Annotated in this window: 20 protein-coding genes; 5 read left to right on the forward strand and 15 right to left on the reverse strand. The window is 71.6% G+C overall.

The window, feature by feature from the left end:
- The first annotated feature begins 15 nt into the window (after window positions 1-15).
- The gene (locus AB0C46_RS37580) at window positions 16-1,164 is read left to right on the forward strand and encodes a beta-eliminating lyase-related protein (protein WP_362833605.1); all 1,149 of its coding nucleotides are present in this window, start codon (window positions 16-18) and stop codon (window positions 1,162-1,164) included.
- A gap of 151 nt (window positions 1,165-1,315) precedes the next feature.
- Here AB0C46_RS37580 and AB0C46_RS37585 read toward each other — a convergent pair whose 3' ends face one another.
- Window positions 1,316-1,579, reverse strand: a complete 264-nt coding sequence (locus AB0C46_RS37585; RefSeq protein ID WP_362833606.1) for a hypothetical protein — start codon at window positions 1,577-1,579, stop codon at window positions 1,316-1,318.
- 100 nt (window positions 1,580-1,679) lie between these two features.
- On the opposite strand from AB0C46_RS37585, the gene AB0C46_RS37590 reads away from it, so the two are divergent.
- Window positions 1,680-2,786, forward strand: a complete 1,107-nt coding sequence (locus AB0C46_RS37590) for a DUF5937 family protein (RefSeq protein ID WP_362833607.1) — start codon at window positions 1,680-1,682, stop codon at window positions 2,784-2,786.
- A gap of 185 nt (window positions 2,787-2,971) precedes the next feature.
- On the opposite strand, the gene AB0C46_RS37595 is transcribed toward AB0C46_RS37590, so the two are convergent.
- Complete coding sequence (locus AB0C46_RS37595) at window positions 2,972-3,655, reverse strand: response regulator transcription factor (RefSeq protein ID WP_362833608.1); 684 nt, start codon at window positions 3,653-3,655, stop codon at window positions 2,972-2,974.
- Between the two features lie 129 nt (window positions 3,656-3,784).
- The gene (locus AB0C46_RS37600) at window positions 3,785-4,990 is read right to left on the reverse strand and encodes a sensor histidine kinase (protein WP_362833609.1); all 1,206 of its coding nucleotides are present in this window, start codon (window positions 4,988-4,990) and stop codon (window positions 3,785-3,787) included.
- 173 nt (window positions 4,991-5,163) lie between these two features.
- Here AB0C46_RS37600 and AB0C46_RS37605 point away from each other — a divergent pair, with 173 nt between their 5' ends.
- Together AB0C46_RS37605 and AB0C46_RS37610 are read left to right on the forward strand one after the other, a co-directional pair.
- The gene (locus tag AB0C46_RS37605; RefSeq protein WP_362833610.1) at window positions 5,164-6,201 is read left to right on the forward strand and encodes an SAM-dependent methyltransferase; all 1,038 of its coding nucleotides are present in this window, start codon (window positions 5,164-5,166) and stop codon (window positions 6,199-6,201) included.
- 44 nt (window positions 6,202-6,245) lie between these two features.
- Window positions 6,246-7,388 carry an NADH-quinone oxidoreductase subunit D gene (locus tag AB0C46_RS37610; protein ID WP_362833611.1) on the forward strand — a complete coding sequence of 381 codons (1,143 nt, stop codon included), beginning with the start codon at window positions 6,246-6,248 and terminating at the stop codon, window positions 7,386-7,388.
- A 264-nt stretch (window positions 7,389-7,652) separates the two neighbouring features.
- Here AB0C46_RS37610 and AB0C46_RS37615 read toward each other — a convergent pair whose 3' ends face one another.
- The 7 genes from AB0C46_RS37615 to AB0C46_RS37645 form a co-directional block, all read right to left on the reverse strand.
- On the reverse strand, window positions 7,653-8,858 hold the full coding sequence (locus AB0C46_RS37615) for a hypothetical protein (protein ID WP_362833612.1): 1,206 nt from the start codon (window positions 8,856-8,858) through the stop codon (window positions 7,653-7,655).
- Between the two features lie 210 nt (window positions 8,859-9,068).
- A complete protein-coding gene (locus AB0C46_RS37620; protein ID WP_362833613.1) occupies window positions 9,069-9,554 on the reverse strand; it encodes a DUF3180 domain-containing protein in 486 nt (161 codons plus the stop codon).
- Between the two features lie 123 nt (window positions 9,555-9,677).
- Window positions 9,678-10,436 carry a 2-amino-4-hydroxy-6-hydroxymethyldihydropteridine diphosphokinase gene (folK, locus tag AB0C46_RS37625; protein WP_362833614.1) on the reverse strand — a complete coding sequence of 253 codons (759 nt, stop codon included), beginning with the start codon at window positions 10,434-10,436 and terminating at the stop codon, window positions 9,678-9,680.
- Window positions 10,322-10,681 carry a dihydroneopterin aldolase gene (gene folB, locus AB0C46_RS37630; protein WP_362833615.1) on the reverse strand — a complete coding sequence of 120 codons (360 nt, stop codon included), beginning with the start codon at window positions 10,679-10,681 and terminating at the stop codon, window positions 10,322-10,324. The genes folK and folB overlap by 115 nt, the downstream gene beginning before the upstream one ends.
- Before the next feature lie 419 nt (window positions 10,682-11,100).
- On the reverse strand, window positions 11,101-11,580 hold the full coding sequence (locus AB0C46_RS37635; RefSeq protein ID WP_362833616.1) for a nuclear transport factor 2 family protein: 480 nt from the start codon (window positions 11,578-11,580) through the stop codon (window positions 11,101-11,103).
- A gap of 5 nt (window positions 11,581-11,585) precedes the next feature.
- Window positions 11,586-12,503 (reverse strand): dihydropteroate synthase, encoded by a 918-nt coding sequence (folP, locus tag AB0C46_RS37640; protein WP_362833617.1) that lies wholly within the window; start codon window positions 12,501-12,503, stop codon window positions 11,586-11,588.
- Window positions 12,504-12,657: 154 nt separating this feature from the next.
- Window positions 12,658-14,505 (reverse strand): phosphatidylglycerol lysyltransferase domain-containing protein, encoded by a 1,848-nt coding sequence (locus AB0C46_RS37645; protein WP_362833618.1) that lies wholly within the window; start codon window positions 14,503-14,505, stop codon window positions 12,658-12,660.
- Between the two features lie 141 nt (window positions 14,506-14,646).
- On the opposite strand from AB0C46_RS37645, the gene AB0C46_RS37650 reads away from it, so the two are divergent.
- The gene (locus AB0C46_RS37650; protein ID WP_362833619.1) at window positions 14,647-15,762 is read left to right on the forward strand and encodes an alpha/beta hydrolase-fold protein; all 1,116 of its coding nucleotides are present in this window, start codon (window positions 14,647-14,649) and stop codon (window positions 15,760-15,762) included.
- Between the two features lie 139 nt (window positions 15,763-15,901).
- Here the strand turns inward: AB0C46_RS37650 and folE are convergent, their stop codons facing one another.
- The 5 genes from folE to AB0C46_RS37675 form a co-directional block, all read right to left on the reverse strand.
- On the reverse strand, window positions 15,902-16,507 hold the full coding sequence (folE, locus tag AB0C46_RS37655; protein WP_362833620.1) for a GTP cyclohydrolase I FolE: 606 nt from the start codon (window positions 16,505-16,507) through the stop codon (window positions 15,902-15,904).
- Window positions 16,508-16,637: 130 nt separating this feature from the next.
- Window positions 16,638-18,650, reverse strand: coding sequence for an ATP-dependent zinc metalloprotease FtsH (gene ftsH, locus AB0C46_RS37660; protein ID WP_362833621.1), 2,013 nt, complete (start codon window positions 18,648-18,650; stop codon window positions 16,638-16,640).
- A gap of 281 nt (window positions 18,651-18,931) precedes the next feature.
- Entirely contained in the window at window positions 18,932-19,471 is a 540-nt protein-coding gene (hpt, locus tag AB0C46_RS37665; protein ID WP_030077134.1) for a hypoxanthine phosphoribosyltransferase, read from the reverse strand.
- Between the two features lie 86 nt (window positions 19,472-19,557).
- Window positions 19,558-20,616, reverse strand: a complete 1,059-nt coding sequence (gene tilS, locus AB0C46_RS37670) for a tRNA lysidine(34) synthetase TilS (RefSeq protein WP_362833622.1) — start codon at window positions 20,614-20,616, stop codon at window positions 19,558-19,560.
- A gap of 191 nt (window positions 20,617-20,807) precedes the next feature.
- On the reverse strand, window positions 20,808-21,953 hold the full coding sequence (locus tag AB0C46_RS37675; RefSeq protein ID WP_018092952.1) for a zinc-dependent metalloprotease: 1,146 nt from the start codon (window positions 21,951-21,953) through the stop codon (window positions 20,808-20,810).
- Window positions 21,954-22,335 lie beyond the last annotated feature (382 nt).

A 22,335-nucleotide genomic window follows, 5' to 3' on the forward strand; every position in this document is an offset into this window, starting at 1 on the left:
GTCGAGCGGGAGCGGATGCGCGCGGCGTTCCGCGGCGCACGGCGTGTGCTGTCGGACGGCGTGCGGCGGGAGACGGTCCGCGAGCGGCTGGACCGCCTGGTGGCCGACGCCCCGGCCGCCTACGACCTGGACGGCTGGACGGACGTCTACGGCAACGACGACGGCATCATCGGCGAGCTGGAGCGCCGGACCGCGGGCGCCCTGGGCACCGAGGCCGCCGCCTTCTTCCCGACCGGCACGATGGCCCAGCAGGTGGCGCTGCGCTGCTGGGCGGGGCGTACGGGCAACGCGACGGTCGCCGGCCATCCGCTGTCGCATCTGGAGATACATGAGCGCGATGCCTGTGCGGTGGTCAGCGGGCTGCGCATGGTGCATCCGACGAACGCCCCGCGGCCACCGACCGCCGCGGAGATATACGCCCTGCCGGAGCCGTTCGGGGCCCTCGCCCTCGAACTCCCGCTGCGGGACGCCGGATTCGTGCTGCCGACATGGGACGAGCTGACCGCGACGGTGGAGGCGGCGCGGGACCGTGAGGCGGTGGTGCACATCGACGGCGCGCGCCTGTGGGAGTGCGGCCCGCACTTCGGCCGCCCGCTCCCGGAGATCGCGGCCCTCGCGGACAGCGTGTATGTCTCCTACTACAAGTCGCTGGGCGGTATATCGGGCGCCGCGCTCGCGGGCACCGAGGACTTCGTCGAGGAGGCGCGGGCCTGGCGGCACCGGTACGGCGGCCAGTTGTTCCAGCAGTGGCCGGCCGCGCTGGCCGCCCTGGCCGGGTTGGACCGTGAGCTGCCACGGCTGCCGGAGTACGTGGCCCATGCGAAGGTCGTGGCCCATGCGCTGGGCGAGCGCCTGGCCGAGGCCGGTGTGCCGTGGTTCCGGGTGCATCCCGGGGTGCCGCACACCCACCAGTTCCAGGTGTGGCTGCCGCACCCACCCGAGCTGCTGAACGAGGCAGTCGTGCGCCAGGCGGAGGAAACCGGGACCGCGCTGTTCGGCGACTGGTACGAGCCTGCCCCGTCCGGCCCGCCCGGGGTGGCGCTGACCGAGATCACGGTTGGTACGTCCGCCCTGGACTGGACGGACGGCGACATCCGCTCGGCAACCGGGGTGTTCGTGGACTTCGTGAGGCACATGGGGGGGATGAGGCACATGGGGGGATGAGGCGCATGGGGGCATGAGGCGCGTGGGGGCATGAGGCGCGTGGGGAGATGAGGCGCGTGGGGAGATGAGGCGGGCGGGGGGGAATCAAGACGCCCTGGACGTCGGCACCGTCGCCCCCGCGGACACCGACCCCGCCGCCCCCCCCCAGGCGTCACCCCCGCCGCCCCCCAGGCACCGCCCTCGCCGACCCCCCGCGGAGCAAAGCCGCCGCCGCTGAACGTACAGCTGAACGTACGGCGCGGCGGATGCGGGCGGGCAGGCGGTCGGCGGGGGCCGTGACGATGGCTCGGAAGCGGTACCACTGCTGGATCTCGCGGGTGGTGCGGGCGGTGTGGGTGCCCGGGGCGGGTGGTGCGGCTTCGCCCCGCTGGGCGGCGCGGTAGGTGTCGAGGAGGTGCTGCTGACCGGCGTTCATGTCCCTCACTGTGCGGTGGTCCGGTCGCTCGTGGCGCGTCGATTGACGGGAGCCGTCAAATGACGTCCGTGCAGGTGGGGGCCTCGCGCATGATGGGCGCATGTCCAACGTCATCGACATCACCGGGCTGCCGCCGGAGCGCGTCGTCTTCTCCCCGTCCCCCTTGGCGGAGCTGGGCGCCGCGCTGCATGCGCTGTCCGAGCCGGGGCACCACCCCGGGCTGCACGGCTGGGTCACCGCCACCAACGCGGCGCTGAAGGCCGACCTCGCCGACCGGTTGTGCGAGGCGGATTTCCTGTGGCGGTCCTCCCGTTCCGACATCCTGCTGCCGGCCCGCCCCGGGGCGACGCTGTCCGAGGAACTGGACGAGCTGGACAAGATCGACGACGGGCAGTTCGTGGCCGCCGCGTTCGAGATCACCTGCTCGGCGCGCTACACCCGACCCACCCCGTCGCCGCTGGTCGACGCGGACGAGCGGGCGCGGGTACGGGAGATGGCCGCCGCGCGCGGCCCGCGGCAGGCGGCCTTCACCGACCGGATGCTCACCGACCCCGACGGCCTGCGGGTGTGGCTGCGCCGCCTGTTCGAGGACTGCGAGGAGGCGTTCTTCGGGGACATCTGGCGACGGGTGGGCATCCAACTGGCGGCCGATGCCCGGCACAAGACCGAGTTGCTGCGCCGCAAGGGCCTGGCCGAGACGCTGAGCGCGACGTCGAAAGCGTTGTCCCTGGAGGATGTGCCGGACGGCGGCGGTACCCGCATCGTGCTCGACAAGCTGGCCCGGGGGCGTGGGACGGCGTTCGCGAACGCGGCGGACCCGGGCGTCACCTTCCTGCCGACGTCGTTCGGCTGGCCGCATCTGCTGTTCAGCCATGCTCCGGGCTGGCGCCCTGTGCTGCAGTACCCGGTCGCCGGCCCCGAGTTGCCGGCGCCGGCCGCGCTGGAACTCGTCCAGCAGCGGCTGGAGGCGCTGGGTCATCCGATGCGGATGCAGCTGTGCCGGACGCTGTCCCGGGGGCCGCATACGACGGGGGAGCTGGCGAACGCGTTCGGCATCACCTCCCCGGAGGTGTCGCGGCATATCGCCACGCTGAAGAAGGCCGGGCTGATCCAGACGCGGCGCCGGGGGCGCTATGTGCTGCACCAGCTGGACCTCCAGGTGGTGGCCCGGCTGGGCAGCGACTTCCTTGAGGGCGTGCTGCGTTGAGCGCGCGGCCCCGGGGCGTCGGGGGCCCGGGGCACCGCCCCGGCGGCACCGGCCCGGCGGCGCTTCCGTCGCGCACCGCGCAGTGGTTCCGAAGGAACCGCCGCCGTGCCCTTCGCCGCGAGTGCGTCGCCGCGGCTGACCGCGGCGCAGCGGCTCTCGACCGGTGAAGCCCAGATCGGTGGCCCTCAGGCCCCCGCTCCCCCCGCCCGCACCAGCCCCGTCTCATACGCCAGCACCACCGCCTGGACCCGGTCCCGGAGGCTCAGCTTGGTCAGGATGCGGCCCACATGGGTCTTGACCGTGGCCTCGGAGAGCACCAGCCGCGCCGCGATCTCACCGTTCGACAGGCCCTGGGCGACCAGCAGCAGCACCTCCCGCTCGCGGTCCGTCAGCCGGTCCAGCTCGGGCCGGGACGGTTCGCTGGAGGTGGCGGGCAGCATCGGCGTGAAACGGTCGAGGAGCCGGCGGGTGGTGGACGGTGCGACGACCGCGTCGCCGCTCTCCACCGCCCGGATCGCGCCGAGCAGTTCACTCGGCGGCACATCCTTGAGCATGAAGCCGCTGGCCCCGGCCTTGAGCGCGGAGAAGGCGTACTCGTCCAGGTCGAAGGTGGTCAGGATGAGCACCTTCGGGGCGCCCTCCTTCTGCCCGCCCTCGCAGATCCGCCGGGTGGCCTCGACACCGTCCAGATGCGGCATCCGTACGTCCATGAGGATCACATCGACCTGGGTGCTGCGCAGCACCTCCAGGGCCTCCACCCCGTTGCCCGCCTCCGCGACGACCTCCATGTCGGGCTGGGCGGCCAGCACCATCCGGAAACCGGTGCGCAGCAGCACCTGGTCGTCGACGAGCATCACGCGGATGGCCATGGCAGGGGGTCCCTTCGAGCAGGAGTGGGGGCTGAGCGTACGTGGTGGAGTGCGGGTGGGTCGGGTGCGTCGGGTGCGTCGGTGGTCCTCACCGGTAGGACGCCGACCCGTCCGGGCCGGTTCGCGCCCTCACGGGGCCGGTTTGCGCGGGAGTACGGCGCTGACGCGGAAGCCGCCGCCCGGCCGCGGCCCCGCGGTCAGGGTGCCGCCGACCATGCCGACCCGCTCGCGCATCCCGATGAGGCCGTGGCCGAGGCCGTCCGCGCCGCCCTCGTCGTAGAGCTCGCGCTGCGCGCCTCGTCCGTCGTCCTCGACGAGCAGATCGAGATCGTCGTCCCGGTAGGAGAGCCGGACGGTCGCCCTTACATCGGGGCCGCCGTGTTTGCGGGTGTTGGTGAGCGCTTCCTGGACGATGCGGTAGACGGTCAGTGCGACGCTGCTGGGCAGCTCGCGGGGTTCGCCCTCCACCTGGAAGTCGACCTGCAGTCCCGCGCTGCGTACCTGGTCCATGAGGTCGGTGAGCTGTTCGACGCCCGGCTGGGGGACGTATTCGCCGCCCTCTGGCTGTTCGCCGGTGCGGAGCACGCCCAGCAGGCGGCGCATTTCGGCCAGCGCCTGGCGCCCCGTGCCGGAGATCGTCTCCAGGGCCTGCCGGGTCTGCTCGGGCGCGGCGTCGAGGACATAGGCGGCGCCGTCGGCCTGGACGACCATCACCGAGACGTTGTGGGCGACGACATCGTGCAGTTCGCGGGCGATCCGGGCGCGCTCGGCCGCGACCGCGATCCGGGACTGCGCCTCGCGCTCCTTCTCCAGCCGGGCAGCCCGCTCTTCCAGCTGCGCCCAGTAGGCGCGGCGGGTGCGCATGGAGTCGCCGAGCACCCAGGCCAGCACGAAGGGCACAGTGAGCAGCACGGTGATGACCAGGCTTTCCCCCGTCCCCCTGCCGTCGACTTCGTCCTGGAAGCGCCAGAAGGAGAGGGCGGGGCCGAAGACGGCGCCGACGAGCGCACAGCGGGAGGCCCAGCGGGGGACGGTGGGCCCGGATGCGACGGTGTAGGTGATCGCGAACATCGCGGCGTCGCCGGGGTTGGTCTCGATGGCGAAGACCAGTTGGCCGACGCCGATGACGGCCGTCAGCAACAGCATCTTCACGGGGGCCTTGCGGCGCAGCGCGACGACGAGGCTCAGGCCGAGGGTGAAGATCATGGCGATGGCCTGCTGGGGCCCTTCGGTACGGCTCGCGACCCACAGACTGGTAATCCCGAAAAGGGGGACGGCCCAGAAAGTGTCCACCCCTGTCGGGTGCCTGCGGAGAAAGTCGTAGAGGCGCTGCACGTAACCCAGCGTAGGCACCGTGGATACGTGTACGAGTCAACCGAGCGAGCGATCCTGTGCGCCGGGCCTACTCCCCAAGGTGGAGACTTCCTGCACCAAATGTGTCGGACCGCTGGACGGGCGGCACGTCGTGCCGTCGGTACGGGCCGGCGCCCGCCCGTACCGTGGGGCAGGTGACGAACGAGTGGTGCGGGTGGCGCGAGGCCACGGAGCGGGCGCTGTACGGCCCGGACAGCGGCTTCTACACCCGGCCCGGCGGCCCCGGCCCGGCCGGCCACTTCCGCACCTCCGTCCATGTCTCGCCGCTCTACGCGGGCGCCGTCGCCACCCTCCTGGGCCGCGTCGACGCCGCGCTGGGCCACCCGGACGAGCTGGCGCTGGTCGATGTGGGCGCGGGGCGCGGCGAACTGCTCACCGGCGTGCTGGCCGCGCTGCCCGCGAAGCTCTCCGCGCGGGTGCGCCCGTACGCGGTCGAGCGGGCCGCGCGCCCCCAGGGGCTCGATCCGCGGATCGACTGGCGGGGCGAGCTGCCCGCGCCGGGTTCGGTCACCGGCCTGCTGTTCGCGAACGAATGGCTCGACAATGTGCCGGTCGAGGTCGTCGAGACGGATGACGACGGGGTGCCGCGCCGGGTGCTCGTCCGCGCCGACGGCACGGAGCGGCTGGGCGGGCCGGTGGACGGCGCGGACGCGGAGTGGCTCCGCCGCTGGTGGACACCGCCCCTGGCCCCCGGCGCCACCGGAGGCGCCTCCCCCGGTGTGCGCGCCGAAATCGGCCGCCCCCGGGACGAGGCCTGGGCACGGGCCGTCCGTACGCTGCGCGCCGGTCTGGCCGTCGCCGCCGACTATGCGCACGAACGGGGCGGCCGTCCGCTGTTCGGCACGCTCACCGGCTTCCGTGACGGCCGCGAGGTGCGTCCCGTCCCGGACGGCAGCTGCGACATCACGGCGCATGTGGCACTGGACGCCTGTGCCGGACCGTCGGCCGAGCGGCTGCCCCAGCGCGAGGCGCTGCACGCCCTGGGCGTGGACGGCCGACGCCCGCCGCTCACCCTGGCCGCCACCGATCCGGCCGGGTACGTACGGGCGCTCAGCGCGGCCGGGTCGGCGGCGGAGCTGACCGATCCGGCGGGCCTCGGCGGCTTCGGCTGGCTGCTGGAGCCGGTGGGCGGGGCGTGCGCGGGGCTGCTCGGTGCCGGGGGCGCCGCCTGAGGGCCAGGGCGGCTGCCGGGTGGGCGTGCTGCAAGACTGTTCCCATGACGGAGACGACGGTCGGCATCGGCGGCGCGGCGGAGAGCACCGACATGGTGCTGAACATCGGCCCGCAGCACCCCTCGACGCATGGCGTGCTGCGGCTGCGCCTCGTCCTGGACGGCGAGCGTATTCAGCACGCCGAGCCGGTGATCGGCTATATGCACCGCGGCGCCGAGAAGCTCTTCGAGGCGCGCGACTACCGCCAGATCATCATGCTCGCCAACCGGCACGACTGGCTGTCGGCGTTCTCCAACGAGCTGGGCGTGGTCATGGCCGTCGAGCGGATGCTGGGCATGGAGGTGCCCGAGCGCGCCGTCTGGCTGCGGACCCTGCTCGCGGAGCTGAACCGCGTGCTGAACCATCTGATGTTCCTCGGCTCGTACCCCCTGGAGCTCGGTGGCATCACCCCCGTCTTCCACGCCTTCCGGGAGCGGGAGGAACTCCAGACCGTCATGGAGGAGATCTCCGGCGGCCGGATGCACTACATGTTCAACCGCGTCGGCGGCCTCAAGGAGGACCTGCCGGCCGGCTGGCTCGGCCGGGCGCGGCAGGCGGTGGCCGATGTGCGTTCCCGGATGGATGTCTTCGACAACCTGGTCCTGGGCAACGAGATCTTCCGTGGCCGTACCCGCGGGGTCGGTGTGCTCGCGCCGGAGACGGTGCATGCGTACGGGGTCTCCGGGCCGATCGCCCGCGCCTCCGGTGTCGACTTCGATCTGCGGCGCGACGAGCCGTATCTGGCGTACGGGGAGCTGCAGTCCACGCTGCAGGTCGTCACCCGGGAGGAGGGCGACTGCCTGGCCCGCTTCGAGTGCCTGCTGGCGCAGAGCCACAATGCGCTCGATCTGGCCGACGCCTGCCTGGACCGGATCGCGGAGCTGCCGCCGGGGCCGGTCAACCAGCGGCTCCCCAAGGTCCTGAAGGCCCCCGAGGGCGCGACGTACGCCTGGACCGAGAACCCTCTCGGCATCAACGGCTACTACCTCGTCTCCAAGGGCGACAAGACCCCCTACCGCCTCAAGCTGCGCTCGGCGTCGTTCAACAACATCCAGGCGCTGGTGGAGCTGCTGCCGGGCACGCTGGTCGCCGACATGGTCGCCATCCTCGGCTCGCTGTTCTTCGTCGTCGGCGACATCGACAAGTAGGCGGGCAGGGCGCCGACAAGGAGGCGGGCAGGGCGCCCGACGGGCCTCCTGGCGGACGGACCGACGGGCCGCGGCCGTGAACGCCTGCCGGATTTCGGTCTGCTCCCGGCGCTCCCGGCACTCCAGGCGCTCCCGTCCGCACGACGAGCCATCCACACCCTGTGGACAACGAGGGCCCACCGAGCACGGAAGGCCGCCGGCCCGGGAAACAGTCCGGCCCCGGAGCTGACGAACGCTCCGGGGCCAGGCGGCTGTCCGACCGGGTCAGGAGATGGCGGTGCGCAGTGCGCCCAGGTCGAGCTGTTCGGTCTCGTCGTGCGCGGTCAGGTCGATGACCTCGCCGCTGCCGGTGGTGGTTTCTCCCTCGGTCTGCGCCTCCTCGGCCCCGGTGCGCTCCGCGGACGGCTGCGTACGGGCCGACTGTTCGGCGAGGGCCTCGTCTCCGACGACGTCCGCCAGATCCTCCTCCAGCGGCGCGGTCAGCTGCCGGGGGCCGGCGGCGGTCGCATTGCCGAAGAAGTCGAAGCCGCCCATCGCACGGGAGGCGGTGGGGCGGGCCGGGGTGAGGGCAGCGGCGGTGGCCGGTACCGGGCGGAGCGCGGGTCCGGCGGCGGTGGCCGTACGGGCGTGGTCGGTCTCGCCCGTGCGCTGTGCGGCTGCCGCCGGGTTCTTCCCCCGGCCCTTCTCACCGTCCTGGCCGCCCTGGTCCTCGCGGCCGGCGGGCGGTCCGGAACGGGTGCCCCCGTCGGCTCCGGCACCGCCCTTCGGCGACCGCCCGGACTTCTGGGCGGCGCGCTGCCGGGCGGCGTTGCGCGCCAGCCGGCGCAGCGCCTGGTCGGCCTGCGCGAAGGTGGCGGCGGCCGGGCGGTCCGCGGCCGTGGCGGGCTCGCGCCGGGCCGGGACGGTGGCCTCCCCCGTGCCTGGTGCTTGCTCCTGCCCGCGCGGCGCCGGGCGCTTGGCGGAGTGAAGGGCCCGGGAAAGGCCGGCGACGGCCGGCAGTGCCTTGGCCGGGGCGGCGGCCTCGATGGCGAGCAGCCGTCGGCCCTCCAGAGCGGTGGCCCGCTCCGTCTCGGCGGTGGCGTATCGACGGAGCAGCTCGGCGTGTTCGCTGCGCAGCCGGGCCAATTCGGCGCGCTTGGCGCGCAGTTTGGTCTCCAGGCCGTTCCGGATCTCGCGGGATTCCTCGACGTCCGTTTCGAGTTCGGCTATCCGCTCCTCGGTGCGCCACTCGTCGCGTACCCGGGCGCGGGTGAGTTCGGCAACTCGTCGGCCGGCGTTGCGGTCCCAGTTCCGCAGAAGGACGGCGCCGGTGAGTGCGGCGGCCGCCGCGCCCGCGGCGAGCACCCGTTGCACCAGGTCGTCGCCGACAAACCACGCGCCCGCGGCGCAGGCAATTGACGCACCGGCGACCGCTGAGGGAGGAAGCAGCCGGTGGAGGGGTGGTGAATGGCGGTGGCGTCCTCGTGGCATGGCCAGAAACTTACCGTGCGTGCGGGATCTATGGGGCCCTGCACACCGATCCGTTTCCCGCTGGTTACTTCTTGACCATTCTCTTGGACTCGGCCGGTGCGCACAGCTCGCGAGAGGCCGGGGTCTGCACCCGCATGCGGTGTACGGCGACGCTGCCGGGCGCCCCGCGACGCCGTTAACCGCCGGTTCGCCGGCGGGGCGGGACCGGCGTCACACCGCCGCGTCCACCCCGCCGTTGCCGTCCTCGTCCGGCAGCTTGCACACCCGCTCCAGGAAGATCGCCGCGGCGACCACCGCCGCACCGGCGACCACCGACAGCGCGGCGTAGATCGCCTGGTCCCGGCGCGGTGTGACCTCGAGCCCGGACGTCAGCAGAAAGCTGCCGACACCGCCGTACAGCCCCGCGACCAGCGATGCCACCAGCGCGCTGGCCTGCCCGAAGACCACCGCACGGGCGGCCACCAGCGGTTCGACGCCCTTGGCGCCCGGCCGGCGCTCGCGCTGTGCGCGCAGCCGCGACCGGAACGAGAACGCGGTGGCGGCGAGCACCGCGGCGATCAGTGCCAGCACGATCGGGGCGGCCACCGGAACGCTGGGCAGGGTGCCGAACGAGTCCCACAGCCGGGCGCCGCCCCAGGCCAGCACCCCGGCCGCCAGGAACAGCCCGACCAGCACCTTGATGTGTAGCTGCTTCACCGAGCGATCGCCCCTCGCGCCGTCATGCCCTTCCCTGCCGTCACAACCGTCCCTGTCGTCATGGCCACCATGTCCGTTCCGTACGGATGCATCCCGCAGGGAGCCGGCCCGCAACCTTAACGACTACTCCGGCAGCCGCAGTTCCAGGTCCGCCCGCGGTTCCACTCCGTCGCGGCCGACCGCGGACAGGAGTTCGGCCACCGCGCCGTGACCGGGGACCACGGCCTCCGGGTCGATGTCGTGCCACGGCACCAGCACGAACGCCCGCTCGTGGGCGCGCGGGTGCGGCAGCGTCAGCCGCGGTTCGTCGGAGACCACGTCCTGATACGCCAGGATGTCGACGTCGATCGTGCGCGGGCCCCAGCGCTCGTCGCGGACCCGCTCGAACGCCTCCTCGATCGCCTGCCCGCGCTCCAGGAGGGAGTCCGGCGGCAGCGTCGTCTTGATCAGCACCACGGCGTTGAAGTACGTCGGCTGGGAGCCGGGGTCCACGCCCCACGGCACGGTCTCGTAGACCGGGGAGACCGCCTTGACCCGCAGGCCGGGGGTGTCCTCCAGCGCGTCGACGGCGCCCTGCAGGATCTCCAGGCGGTTGCCGAGATTGCTGCCGAGGGAGATCACGGCGCGTTTGGGGTTGGAGAGCGTCACATCGGCGGCGTCCACCTGCTCCACTACGGAGGCGGGCACCGGCTGCACGGTCGGGTCACCCAGGCCGGGGCGGTGCGCGACGGCTCCGTGCGGGGTGGTGGTCGGGTGGCGGGTGGGCTTCATACTCGGCTCCGAGTGATGGTGATGGTCACGTCGTCGAAGGGGACGGTGATCGGCGCGTCCGGCTTGTGCACCACCACCTCCACCTCCTGCACGCCCTCGTGCTTGAGGCACTGGTCGGCGATGCGCTCAGCCAGGGTCTCGATGAGGTCGACGGGCTCGCCCTCCACGACGGCCACCACCTCCTCGGCCACGACGCCGTAGTGCACGGTCTTCGCGAGATCGTCGCTGGCCGCGGCCTCGCGGGTGTCCAGACCGAGCGCCAGGTCGACGATGAAGGTCTGGCCTTCCTCGCGCTCCCGGGGGAACACCCCGTGGTGGCCTCGGGCCTTCAGCCCACGCAGCGCGACACGATCCACGCGAATCACTCCCACTGGTCCACGGCACCTCTGGCGCCACTGTTCATCGGATTCCGGGCAGCCGCCGGAGCGATCCGGCAACACTGCCCCGCGTCGAATCTACCTTCGAGTACCGGCAGTCCTCGCCCACGGGGGCTATGGACAAGATCCCGTCCTGCTGCTAGGCGCTGCCCCACGGGACAGCAGCGAGCGGGCCGGGAGATCGTCCGCGCGGCCCTCTTACCCCCCTGCCCACGCCCCACCCCTACCCGTGCCGCACTTGGCTCGAACGGGTGCGCCCTCACCCAGATGGCTGACACCGACCACTGACAGTGGCGCAGCCCCGTGCCCCGGGCGCAAGGGCGGGCGGCCATGGCAAGGCTCACACCCCGCCCGCGCCCGGATCCGCCCCCGTCCGGCGGCAGCCTCCCGGAAAGCACTCAGAGGGCCTCCTCGCCGCCCTCGCCGGCTCCCCCGTTCTCGTCGTCCTCGTCCTCGTCCTCGCGGTCCGCCAGCACCGGCGAGCCGTGGTGCGACCACACCCGCCAGCCGTCCTCCGTACGCCGGAAGACATTGGTCGCCACGACCAGCTGGCCGATCAGCGGCCCCACGGAGCCGTCGTCCTCGGCCGGCCCGCCGCTGAGGATGTTCTCGGTGCAGGTCACCAGTGCGGTGTCACCGATGACGTCGATCTCCACGTCCGTGAGGAAGAACTGGATGTACTCGGTGTTCGCCATGATCAGGGCGTACGAGCGCAGCACCTCGCCGCGCCCCCGCAACACCGGCCACCCCGGGTGGACCACACTCACCTGACCGTCCAGCCACAGCTCGGACAGCGCCTCATGATCACCGCGCTCGATGGTCTCGTACAGGGTGGTGTTCGCCTGCTCGACCAGCTCGATGTCCGTCTGTGGGCCCAAGCCGCTCACACCGTTCCCGTCGTCGCCGTCGTCCCGCTCGCCTCGCTGCCACCGGCCGTAACGGCCGCTGCCGCGCTCTCCACGGCACGGGCCACCCGTACCGCATCCGCGCTCGCCCTGACCTCGTGCACCCGCACCGCCCAGGCCCCCTCTCGCGCCACGATCGCCGACACCGCCGCCGTCGCGGCATCCCGCTCCCGGGCCGGCGGTGGGGCGGCTCCCTCGCCGCCCGCCAGCACCCTGCCCAGGAACCGTTTCCTCGATGCGGCCACCAGCAGCGGCCGGCCCAGCGCCCGCAGCCGCGCCAGCTGGGCGACCAGCGCGAGATCGTGCCCGGCTTCCTTGGCGAAGCCCAGGCCGGGGTCGATGACGATCCGGTCCGGGTCGATCCCGCCGGACACCGCGCGCTCCATGCTCTGCCCGAGCTCGTCGACGACCTCGGCGACCACGTCCCCATAGACGGCACGGTTGTTCATGTCGATGGACTGGCCACGCCAGTGCATCACGACGAACGGCACGTGGTGCGCGGCCACCACCGGCACCATCGCCGGGTCGGCGGCGCCCCCGCTGACGTCGTTGACCAACCGCGCCCCGGCCTCCACGGCCTGCTCGGCGACCGCTGCCCGCATGGTGTCCACGGAGACCGTGACACCGGCCGCGGCCAGCTCCCGGACGACCGGCACGACCCGGCGCAGCTCCTCGTCCCGGTCCACCCGCGCCGCGCCCGGCCGGGTCGACTCGCCGCCCACGTCCACCATGTCGGCGCCCTGCGCCACCAGGTCGAGACCGTGTTTGACGGCGAGTTCGGTATCGAACCAGTCGCCGCCGTCGGAGAACGAATCGGGCGTCACATTGACGACGCCCATCACCGCGCAGCGTTCCCAGTCCGGCAGTCCGGCCACCCGGCCACGCAAGGTACTCATGGCACCAGCGTAGGCCGTGTGCCGACCGGCCGGATTGCGGCCACCGCATGCGGGGACGTCAGGGGCGCCGGCCCGCCGCACGCCGTACGGGACGGCCCGCCCGCCCGGTCGTCCGGGCCCCGTCAGGCAGCCCGCCCGGTCGTCCGCACCCCCGTCAGGCGGCCCGCTCGACCGCGCCCGGCGAGGCGGCCGCGCGCGGCACATGCGCGCACGGCCGGGGCTCAACGGCCTTCCTGCGCCGCAGGACGCGCGGCAGGCCCAGCTCCAGATAGCCCTCGGCCTGCAGCGCCGCCAGGCCGATCCGGGGGATGTCACGGCTGTTGCGGAAGACCACGAAACGGGGCTCCCAGCGCGGCCGGAACTTGTCGTTGAACTTGTACAGCGACTCGATCTGGTACCAGCGGGACAGGAAGATCAGCATCCCGCGCCAGACCCGGATGACCGGCCCCGCGCCGAGCTTCTCGCCACGCTCCAGAGAGGAGCGGAAGACCGCGAAGTTCAGCGACACCTGCTTGATCTTGAGGTCCGGGGCGGCCTGCAGCGCGGCGACGATCAGCAGCTCGTTCATCCCGGGGTCGGCGCTGCGGTCGCGCCGCATCAGCTCCAGGGAGATCCCGCTGTCGCCCCACGGCACGAAGTGCTGCATCGCCTTCAGGTCCCCGTACGGGCCGGGCTCCTCGCCCTCGGCGGCCGGCAGATGCGCGGTGGCGATCACCGCGTCGCCGTCGGCCACCGCGTCGATCCGGCCCAGCGCCATGGAGAAACCGCGCTCGGTGTCGGTGTCCCGCCAGGCGTCCGCGGCCATCTGGAGCTGCGCCAGCTCATCGGGCGCCAGGTCGCGCACCCGCCGCACCCGCGTCTCGTAACCGTTGCGCTCGATGCGCTTGACCATCTGCCGTACGTTGCGCATCGCGCGGCCGGTGAGGGTGAAGTCGGCGACGTCCACGATCGCCTCGTCGCCGAGCTCCAGCGCGTCCATACCGGTCTCCCGGGTCCACACCTGGCCGCCGGTCTCGCTGCAGCCGGTGACCGCCGGGGTCCAGGAGTGCGCCTTCGCCTCCGCCATGAAGCGCTCGATGGCGCCCGGCCAGGCCTCCACATCGCCGATCGGGTCGCCGCTGGCGAGCATCACACCGGAGATCACCCGGTAGCAGACCGCGGCCTTGCCGGTCGGGGAGAAGACCACGCCCTTGTCACGGCGCAGCGCGAAGTAGCCGAGCGAGTCCCGGGCGCCGTGCCGGTCGAGCAGCGCACGCAGTTGCTGCTCGTCCTCGTCGGTCAGCCGGGCCGCCGGGTGCTCGGGGCGGAAGGCGAGATACGCGGTGGTGGCGACGGTCAGCAGGCCGAGCGCGCCGAGCGAGTAGCCGACGGTGTAGTCGACGTGATGGGTGTAGCCGATCGGGCCCTCGAAGCCGCACAGGCCCCACAGCACGTGCTGGACACGCTCCCAGACGGAGGGCGAGCCGACGGTCTTGTGGGGGTGGGAGCTGACGATGATCATGCCGATGCCGACGCTGACACCGCCGAGGACGACGAAGTTGGCCACGGCCTTCCAGCGGCTGCGCGGGTCGGGCAGCGCCGCGAACTCCCGCCGGTGCCACACCAGGAACACCAGGAGCGCCAGCGAGAGCACCGCTCCGAACACGGAGTGGCGGAAGACCAGCTGGGCGGCGATCCCCACCGGAAGCAGCGCCACGGCCGCTCCCCAGGCCCGCCGCTTACGCCGCTTGAGCCCGTGGGCCAAAAGGAGCAGCAGGATGCCGACGACGATGGAGGCGGCGGCCGCCAGCGGGCTCACCGCGCCCGGCAGCACCTCCGCCAGGGCGTGCATCCGGCTGTGCCGGAACCGCGGGAACACCCCTGCCGCCAGGTTCAGCAGGCCGACGACCGCACCGGCCGTACCGACGCACGCCGGCACCGCTTCGGGCCGCGGGCCCCGGAGCCAGCGTGGCGTTCGCCACGCAACCGTCTCCGAATTTTCGCCATCTAGCCTGTCAGACATCACTTTCCCGTCGCCCCGGTCGAGAGAACGTGCGAGCCTTGTCGCAGCATCTGGACTTTTTGCGCCCTGTATGACGGCGTTTCAGGGCTCGGGGTTCCACCAGCGGTACGGATGGCCGGGCCGCCCGGAAGAAAGCACCACATGGGTCTGACCAGTAAGAAAGTGCTGCTTCTCGCCGTCCTCGTAGCGGTGGCACTGTTCGTCCTCACCATTTGGCTCTGGCCGCGCCTGTCCCAGAAGAACTGGCGCGCCGTTCTCGGGCGTATCGGGCTCCTGGTGGCGACGCAGCTCACTCTCTTCGCCACGATCGGTCTGTACGCCAACAATTCCTTCGGTTTCTACGCGTCCTGGGCCGACCTCTTCGGCCAGGAACAGGAGCCGGGCGTCGTGACCGATTACCAGACCGGTCCGAACGGCACCAAGCTGCGGATGCTGGGCACCCAGCGGGTCAGCGTCCAGAACGGTGCCCAGCCGGCGACCGGCGGCCGGATCGACAAGGTGCTGGTCCACGGCGAACACTCGCAGATCGCCAGCCCCGCGTTTGTCTATCTGCCGCCGCAGTACTTCCAGAAGAAATACGCCCACCAGAAATTCCCGGCGGCCCTGGTGCTCACCGGTTACCCCGGCACCGCAGAGGCGCTCTACAAAAAGCTGCATTTCCCGCAGACCCAGCACGAACTGCTCAAGCAGCAGAAGATGCGGCCGACCGTCCTGGTCATGATGCGCCCGACGGTCGCACCGCCCCGCGACACCGAGTGCATGGACATACCGAACGGCCCGCAGACCGAGACGTTCTTCACCAAGGACCTGCGCACGGATATCTCCGAGCACTACCGAATAGGCCGCGAGGCAAAGAGCTGGGGTGTCGTCGGTGACTCCACCGGCGGCTACTGCGCGCTGAAGATGACGATGCGCCACCCCGAGGCATTCTCCAGCGCCGTCGCCCTCTCCGGCGCCTACAAGGCCCCGCGCGACGCCACCACCGGTGACCTCTTCGGCGGCAACCCGCAGCTGGAGCGCGAGAACAATCTGCTCTGGCGGCAGCGGCATCTGCCCGCGCCCCCGGTGAACCTGCTGGTCACCAGCAGCAAGCAGGGCGAGGGGAATTACCAGCAGACGCTGCGGTTCATCCAGCAGACGAAGTCGCCGAGCCGGGTCTCGTCGATCATCCTCGACAGCGGCGGCCACAACTTCAACACCTGGCGCCGGGAGATCCCCGCCGCCCTGGCGTGGCTAGGCAACCACCTCAAGGCCTGACGGGCCGGCGCCTGCGCGCACCGACACCGGCAACGGCCGGGTCCCTCCTGTGAGGGGCCCGGCCGTCCGGTTTCGGGTGCGGGACCGGCCGTCCGACGGCGCTCGGCAGGCCGGTCGTACGGGCCGGGGGCCCGATGGCTCAGCGGGCCAGTATCAGGCTCATCGCCTCGGCGCGCGTGGCGGCGTCCCGCAGCTGGCCGCGCACGGCCGAGGTCGTCGTCTTGGCACCCGGCTTGCGCACCCCGCGCATGGTCATGCACATGTGCTCGCACTCGATGACGACGATCACGCCGCGCGGCTCCAGGATCTCCATCAGCGAGTCCGCGATCTGCGTGGTCAGCCGCTCCTGGACCTGCGGGCGCCGGGCGTACACATCCACGAGTCGGGCCAGCTTGGACAGGCCGGTGATCTTGCCGTCGGCGGACGGGATGTAGCCGACATGGGCCACACCGACGAACGGCACCAGGTGATGCTCACAGCTGGAGACCAGCTCGATGTCCTTGACCAGCACCATCTCGTCGTGGCCCAGGTCGAAGGTGGTCGTCAGCACGTCCTCCGGCTTCTGCCACAGGCCGGCGAAGATCTCCTTGTACGCCCGTGCCACCCGCGCCGGCGTCTCCAGCAGCCCCTCGCGGTCCGGGTCCTCGCCCACCGCGATGAGCAGCTCGCGTACGGCGTTCTCGGCGCGCTTCTCGTCGAATGTGCCGATCGTGCCGTCGACGTCCAGCGTCACAGGGTCCGTCATGTGGTGCCTCGTTCCTTCTGTGCCCGCTCGAATCGCGGAGGAATCGCGGAATGCCGCGCCCCCCAGGCTAAACCTGGGGGGCGCGGCATTTATTCCGGGGCCCGGGCCGGGGCCCGGGGGACCACCGGGATCAGCTCTCGGGACGCTGCTCCTCGGGTGCTTCCGCCTTCTCCGTGGAGACGGTGGCGGTCGTGGTCACCGAGCCGTTGGCCGGGGCCAGCTCCTTCGGCGACAGCACCGGCGGGCGGCTGGAGGGCGTACGGCGGGACGAGCCGGTCCACGCCGGGCGGGCCGGGCGCTTGACCACGTGCTTGAAGAGCTCGGCGATCTCCTCCTTGTTGAGGGTCTCCTTCTCCAGCAGCGTCAGCACCAGGTTGTCGAGCACATCGCGGTTCTCGACCAGGATCTCCCACGCCTCGTTGTGCGCGGTCTCGATGAGCCTCTTGACTTCCTCATCGACCAGCGCGGCGACCTCTTCCGAGTAGTCGCGCTGGTGACCCATCTCACGGCCCAGGAAGGGCTCGGAGTTGTCGGTGCCGAACTTGATCGCGCCGAGCCGCTCGGTCATGCCGTACTGCGTGACCATCGCGCGGGCCGTGGCGGTGGCCTTCTCGATGTCGTTCGCGGCACCCGTGGTCGGGTCGTGGAAGACCAGCTCCTCCGCCGCGCGCCCGCCCAGCATGTACGCCAGCTGGTCGAGCATCTCGTTGCGGGTGGTGGAGTACTTGTCCTCGTCGGGCAGGACCATGGTGTAGCCCAGGGCCCGGCCGCGGGACAGGATCGTGATCTTGTGGACCGGGTCGGAGTTCGGTGAGGCCGCCGCGACCAGGGCGTGTCCGCCCTCGTGGTACGCGGTGATCTTCTTCTCCTTCTCGGACATGATCCGGGTCCGCTTCTGCGGGCCGGCCACGACGCGGTCGATCGCCTCGTCCAGGAAGTGGTTGTTGATCAGCTTCTCGTCGCTCCGGGCCGTCAGCAGCGCGGCCTCGTTGAGGACGTTCGACAGATCGGCACCGGTGAAGCCGGGGGTGCGCTTGGCGACGGCCTTGAGGTCGACGTCCTGGGCGACCGGCTTGCCCTTCTGGTGGACCTTGAGGATCTCCAGACGGCCCTGCAGATCCGGACGGTCGACGGCGATCTGCCGGTCGAAACGGCCGGGGCGCAGCAGCGCCGGGTCGAGGATGTCCGGACGGTTCGTGGCGGCGATCAGGATCACGCCGCCCTTCACGTCGAAGCCGTCCATCTCGACCAGGAGCTGGTTGAGGGTCTGCTCGCGCTCGTCGTGGCCACCGCCCAGGCCCGCACCGCGGTGCCGGCCGACGGCGTCGATCTCGTCGACGAAGACGATCGCCGGGGCGTTCGCCTTGGCCTGCTCGAAGAGGTCACGGACACGGGAGGCACCGACACCGACGAACATCTCGACGAAGTCGGATCCGGAGATCGAGTAGAACGGGACGCCTGCCTCGCCGGCGACGGCGCGCGCCAGCAGCGTCTTGCCCGTTCCGGGCGGGCCGTACAGCAGCACGCCCTTGGGGATCTTGGCGCCGACGGCCTGGAACTTCGCCGGCTCCTGGAGGAACTCCTTGATCTCGTGGAGTTCCTCGACGGCCTCGTCCGACCCCGCGACGTCGGTGAACGTCGTCTTGGGGGTGTCCTTGGTGATCAGCTTCGCCTTCGACTTCCCGAAGTTCATCACCCGGGAGCCGCCGCCCTGCATCTGGTTCATCAGGAACAGGAAGACGACCACGATGAGGACGAAGGGGAGCAGCGAGAGCAGCACCGACACGAACGGGTTCTGCTTCGACGGGGAGACGGTGTACCCGTCCTTGATCTCGCCCGTCTGGTACTTGGCCTGCAGGTTCTTGGCCACATCGACGCCCTGGTCGCCGATGTAGCTCGCCTGGAGCTTGTTGGAGCCGTCGATCTTGTTGGAGCCCGACAGCTCGATCTTGATCTTGTTCTCGTCACCGGTCGTCAGCTCGGCGGATTTCACCTTGTTGTCAGCGATCGCCTTGACGACCTGACCGGTGTCCACCGTCTTGTAGCCGCCGGACGAGCCGACGACCTGCATCAACACGACCACGGCGAGGACGGCCAGCACGATCCACATGACCGGCCCACGGAAGTATCGCTTCACGTCCATCCATACGGAGCCGCTGAGGCCCCGTCCCTCCTGCCACAGTGAGGCACAACGCCCTCGGGAGGGCTGGTCGTGCGTACGGTGTATTACTGGCCCGAAAAAGAATTGCCTTCGGACGGTACCCCAGCATTGTCACCCGGCGCCTGCGCCGAGGGTGAACACGAAGCCGAGGATTCCGTTCTCCCTGCTCCAACGGCGGGCGGCCCCGAAGGGTTCCCGCCGGGCCGCAGCGGACGGTCCGGGGCTCGCCCGGCCACACCGGCCGGACGAGCGCAGGGACGCTCTCAGCCGCCGTAGACGTGCGGCGCGAGAGTACCGACGAACGGCAGATTGCGGTACTTCTCCGCGAAGTCGAGCCCGTACCCCACGACGAACTCGTTGGGGATGTCGAAGCCGATCCACTTCACGTCGATGGCGACCTTGGCCGCGTCCGGCTTGCGCAGCAGCGTGCAGACCTCCAGCGACGCCGGCTCCCGCGAGCCGAGGTTCGACAGCAGCCAGGACAGCGTCAGACCGGAGTCGATGATGTCCTCGACGATCAGGACGTGCTTGCCCTTGATGTCGGTGTCGAGGTCCTTGAGGATGCGGACCACGCCGGAGGACTGGGTGCCCGCGCCGTACGACGACACGGCCATCCAGTCCATCGTGACGGGGGTGGACAGCGCGCGCGCCAGGTCCGCCATCACCATCACGGCGCCCTTGAGGACACCGACGATGAGCAGGTCCTTGCCCGCGTACTCCGCGTCGATCTTCGCCGCCAGCTCCGCCAGCTTCGCGTCGATCTCTTCCTTGCTGATGAGTACCGACTGAAGGTCGGAACCCATGTCCTTGTCGTCCACCCGTGCCACTCTCGCTCTGTTCGGTGTTCGCGTCAGTCGTGAGACTTCGGATGCGGGGCAGCGTCTGCGGCTCAGCCCTGCCGAATCACCAGTCTGCCACCCTGCCGTCGCACACCCACGCGCCCGGGGAGGTTGATGGCACCCTGCCCCCGCCAGGCCGTGATCAGCCGGTCCACTTCCTCGATATGGCGGGCGAAGAGCGAACCGGCCGGTGCGCCGGCGCCGATGACGGCCCGGCGCAGCACCCGGCGGCGCACCGCGGGGGGCAGGGCGAACAGGGCGGCGATGTCGAGGGAGCCGTTGTCGTCGAGCACCGAGCCCTCGGCGTCGGCGGCCCAGGCGTCCAGGGCGTCGGCGTCGTCGCGGGAGAGCTGGGCCGTGCGGGCCAGCGCCTCGACGACGCCCTTGCCGAGCGCCTTCTCCAGGGCGGGCAGACCTTCGTGGCGCAGCCGTGAGCGGGTGTAGGCGGGGTCGGCGTTGTGCGGATCGTCCCAGACGGGCAGCGCCTGGATCAGACAGGCCTTACGGGCAGTCTGGCGGTCCACGTCGAGGAAGGGCCGGCGATAGCGCCCGTCCCGGCCGCTGGTCGCGGCCATACCGGAGAGCGAGCGGGTCCCGGAGCCGCGGGCGAGACCGAGCAGCACCGTTTCGGCCTGGTCGTCGCGGGTGTGGCCGAGGAGGACCGCGGTGGCGCCATGGCGCTCGGCAGCGGCGTCGAGGGCGGCGTAGCGGGCGTCACGGGCGGCGGCTTCCGGCCCGCCCGCCGGCCGGCCGCCCGTCCCCCGGTACGAGGCGCCGTGCGCCACCCTGTTCGACTCGCCCACGTCGACGGCGACGATCTCTACGGGGTCGAGACCCAGGGCCCGCAGCCGCAGGGCGACCTCGGCGGCGCGGAGGTCCGAGCCCTCCTGGAGGCCGTGGTCGATGGTGACACCCCCGGCGCGGACCCCCAGCTTGGGGGCCTCGAAGGCGAGGGCGGAGGCGAGCGCCATGGAATCGGCGCCGCCGGAGCACGCGACGAGCACGAGCGGGGGCTCCTGCCGGTCCAGCGCGCAGTGGTGGTTGAGCACGTCGTGGAGTACGCGGCGGACCGCCAGGCGTATCGCGGCGACCGCTGGATGGGGACCCATGTCCGTTTCCAATCGTTCAGCTGGGGAGCCTCGGGCCGTGGACGGCACTTCGTCACACAGAGTGCCTAGATGGTGACAGAGGCGAGCGGTTCCCCGAGCATTGCACGCCTATCCATCGGTAACGGTCCCTCAGACGGGTGATTGAAGGGGCGCTCTACTGCCACGCGGCGTGCCCAGCTCACGCCATTCGCTTACGGTGCCCCGTCCGCCTTGCGGTGCACCCGCGCGATCCAGTCCGCCGGTTTGGCGATCTCTTGTTTGGTCGGGAGGGTGTTCGGCGACGTCCAGACCCGGTTGAAGCCGTCCATGCCGACCTCCTCGACGACCGCGCTGACGAACCGCTCACCGTCGCGGTACTGCCGCAGCTTGGCGTCCAGGCCGAGCAGCTTGCGCAGTGCCTGGTCCAGCCGGCCGGCACCGCTGGCCCGGCGCTTCTGGAACTTCTCCCGGATCTCGGCGACCGACGGCACGACATCGGGCCCCACGCCGTCCATCACGTAGTCGGCGTGGCCCTCCAGCAGGGACATCACCGCGGTCAGCCGGCCGAGGATCTCGCGCTGCGCAGGTGTCTGGACGAGATCGACGAGGGAGCGGCCCTCGTCCTCGCCCTCCTCGCCCTCGGGCTTGGCGCCGGCCAGCGACTGGGCGGCCTCCCGCAGCCGCTCCAGGAGGGTGCCCGGGTCGATGTCCGTCTCACCGAGGAACGACTGGATCTCGCCCTCGATGTGGTCCCGCAGCCACGGGACGGCGGTGAACTGGGTGCGGTGGGTCTCCTCGTGGAGGCACACCCACAGCCGGAAGTCGTGCGGGGCCACTTCGAGCTCGCGCTCCACGTGCACGATGTTCGGCGCGACGAGCAGCAGCCGGCCGCCCTGTGCCGCGGCCGGCAGATCCCGCGAGGCCGGCGCGAACGTCTCGTACTGGCCGAGCACCCGCGAGGCCAGGAACGACAGCAGCATGCCCAGCTCCACACCGGTCACCTTGCCGCCGACCGCGCCGAGCACCGCGCCGCCGGGGACCGTCGAGCGGCGGTCCTCCATCTTGGCCAGCAGCGGCTTGAGCACGGCCCGGAACCCGGCGACATTGGCCTTGATCCAGCCGGGCCGGTCCACGACGAGGACGGGCGTGTCATGCGGCGCCTCGCCCGTCGCGTCGGGCTGTGCCATCCGCGTGAACGCGCGGACATGCGCCTCGGAGGACTTGGCGTGCTTGCGCAGCTCGGCGACGATCGCGCGCGCCTCGTCCCGGCTCACCTCTGGCCCCGGCCGCACGAACCGGGTCGCGGTCGCGACCGCAAGATTCCAGTCGACCATCTCGGTTCCACCGATGCTCGTCATGAGTTCACCGTACGTGGGCGGGTGGCGTGGGGGTAGCCGGTTCGCTGCGCTTTGCCCTTGTCCCACGTGTTCGGCCTTCCCGCCGTGGGGGTTGCTCGCCGTTTCGCCTGCGGCGGGCCGGTCCGCTGCGCTTTGCCTCGGCCCCACGTCGTCGGCCTTCTCGCCGTTGCGCCTGGCGGCGGGCCGGGGCGCTGCGCTTTGCCTCGGCCCCACGTCGTCGGCCTTCTCGCCGTTGCGCCTGCGGCGGGCCGGGGCGCTGTGTGGGCCTCGGCGTGTTTCGGCCGTCCCGCCGTTGCGCCTGCGGCGGGCGGGGCCGCTGCGCGGGGCTGTCGGGGTGCGGTGACGGGCCGGAGGGGCAGGGGTGTGGGACTGCTTCGCTTTA

Source organism: Streptomyces sp. NPDC048637 (genome assembly GCF_040650675.1).
Classification (GTDB): Bacteria; Actinomycetota; Actinomycetes; order Streptomycetales; family Streptomycetaceae; genus Streptomyces.

What these genes read in the sequence shown, in the direction of transcription:
- AB0C46_RS37645 (WP_362833618.1), bottom strand. Translation starts at nt 14,505, where the DNA reads ATGTCTGACAGGCTAGATGGCGAAAATTCGGAGACGGTTGCGTGGCGA.
- AB0C46_RS37610 (WP_362833611.1), top strand. Translation starts at nt 6,246, where the DNA reads ATGACGGAGACGACGGTCGGCATCGGCGGCGCGGCGGAGAGCACCGAC.
- AB0C46_RS37580 (WP_362833605.1), top strand. Translation starts at nt 16, where the DNA reads ATGCGCGCGGCGTTCCGCGGCGCACGGCGTGTGCTGTCGGACGGCGTG.
- folP (WP_362833617.1), bottom strand. Translation starts at nt 12,503, where the DNA reads ATGAGTACCTTGCGTGGCCGGGTGGCCGGACTGCCGGACTGGGAACGC.
- AB0C46_RS37590 (WP_362833607.1), top strand. Translation starts at nt 1,680, where the DNA reads ATGTCCAACGTCATCGACATCACCGGGCTGCCGCCGGAGCGCGTCGTC.
- ftsH (WP_362833621.1), bottom strand. Translation starts at nt 18,650, where the DNA reads ATGGACGTGAAGCGATACTTCCGTGGGCCGGTCATGTGGATCGTGCTG.
- hpt (WP_030077134.1), bottom strand. Translation starts at nt 19,471, where the DNA reads ATGGGTTCCGACCTTCAGTCGGTACTCATCAGCAAGGAAGAGATCGAC.
- AB0C46_RS37675 (WP_018092952.1), bottom strand. Translation starts at nt 21,953, where the DNA reads ATGACGAGCATCGGTGGAACCGAGATGGTCGACTGGAATCTTGCGGTC.
- AB0C46_RS37615 (WP_362833612.1), bottom strand. Translation starts at nt 8,858, where the DNA reads ATGCCACGAGGACGCCACCGCCATTCACCACCCCTCCACCGGCTGCTT.
- folE (WP_362833620.1), bottom strand. Translation starts at nt 16,507, where the DNA reads ATGACGGACCCTGTGACGCTGGACGTCGACGGCACGATCGGCACATTC.
- tilS (WP_362833622.1), bottom strand. Translation starts at nt 20,616, where the DNA reads ATGGGTCCCCATCCAGCGGTCGCCGCGATACGCCTGGCGGTCCGCCGC.
- AB0C46_RS37650 (WP_362833619.1), top strand. Translation starts at nt 14,647, where the DNA reads ATGGGTCTGACCAGTAAGAAAGTGCTGCTTCTCGCCGTCCTCGTAGCG.
- AB0C46_RS37595 (WP_362833608.1), bottom strand. Translation starts at nt 3,655, where the DNA reads ATGGCCATCCGCGTGATGCTCGTCGACGACCAGGTGCTGCTGCGCACC.
- AB0C46_RS37585 (WP_362833606.1), bottom strand. Translation starts at nt 1,579, where the DNA reads ATGAACGCCGGTCAGCAGCACCTCCTCGACACCTACCGCGCCGCCCAG.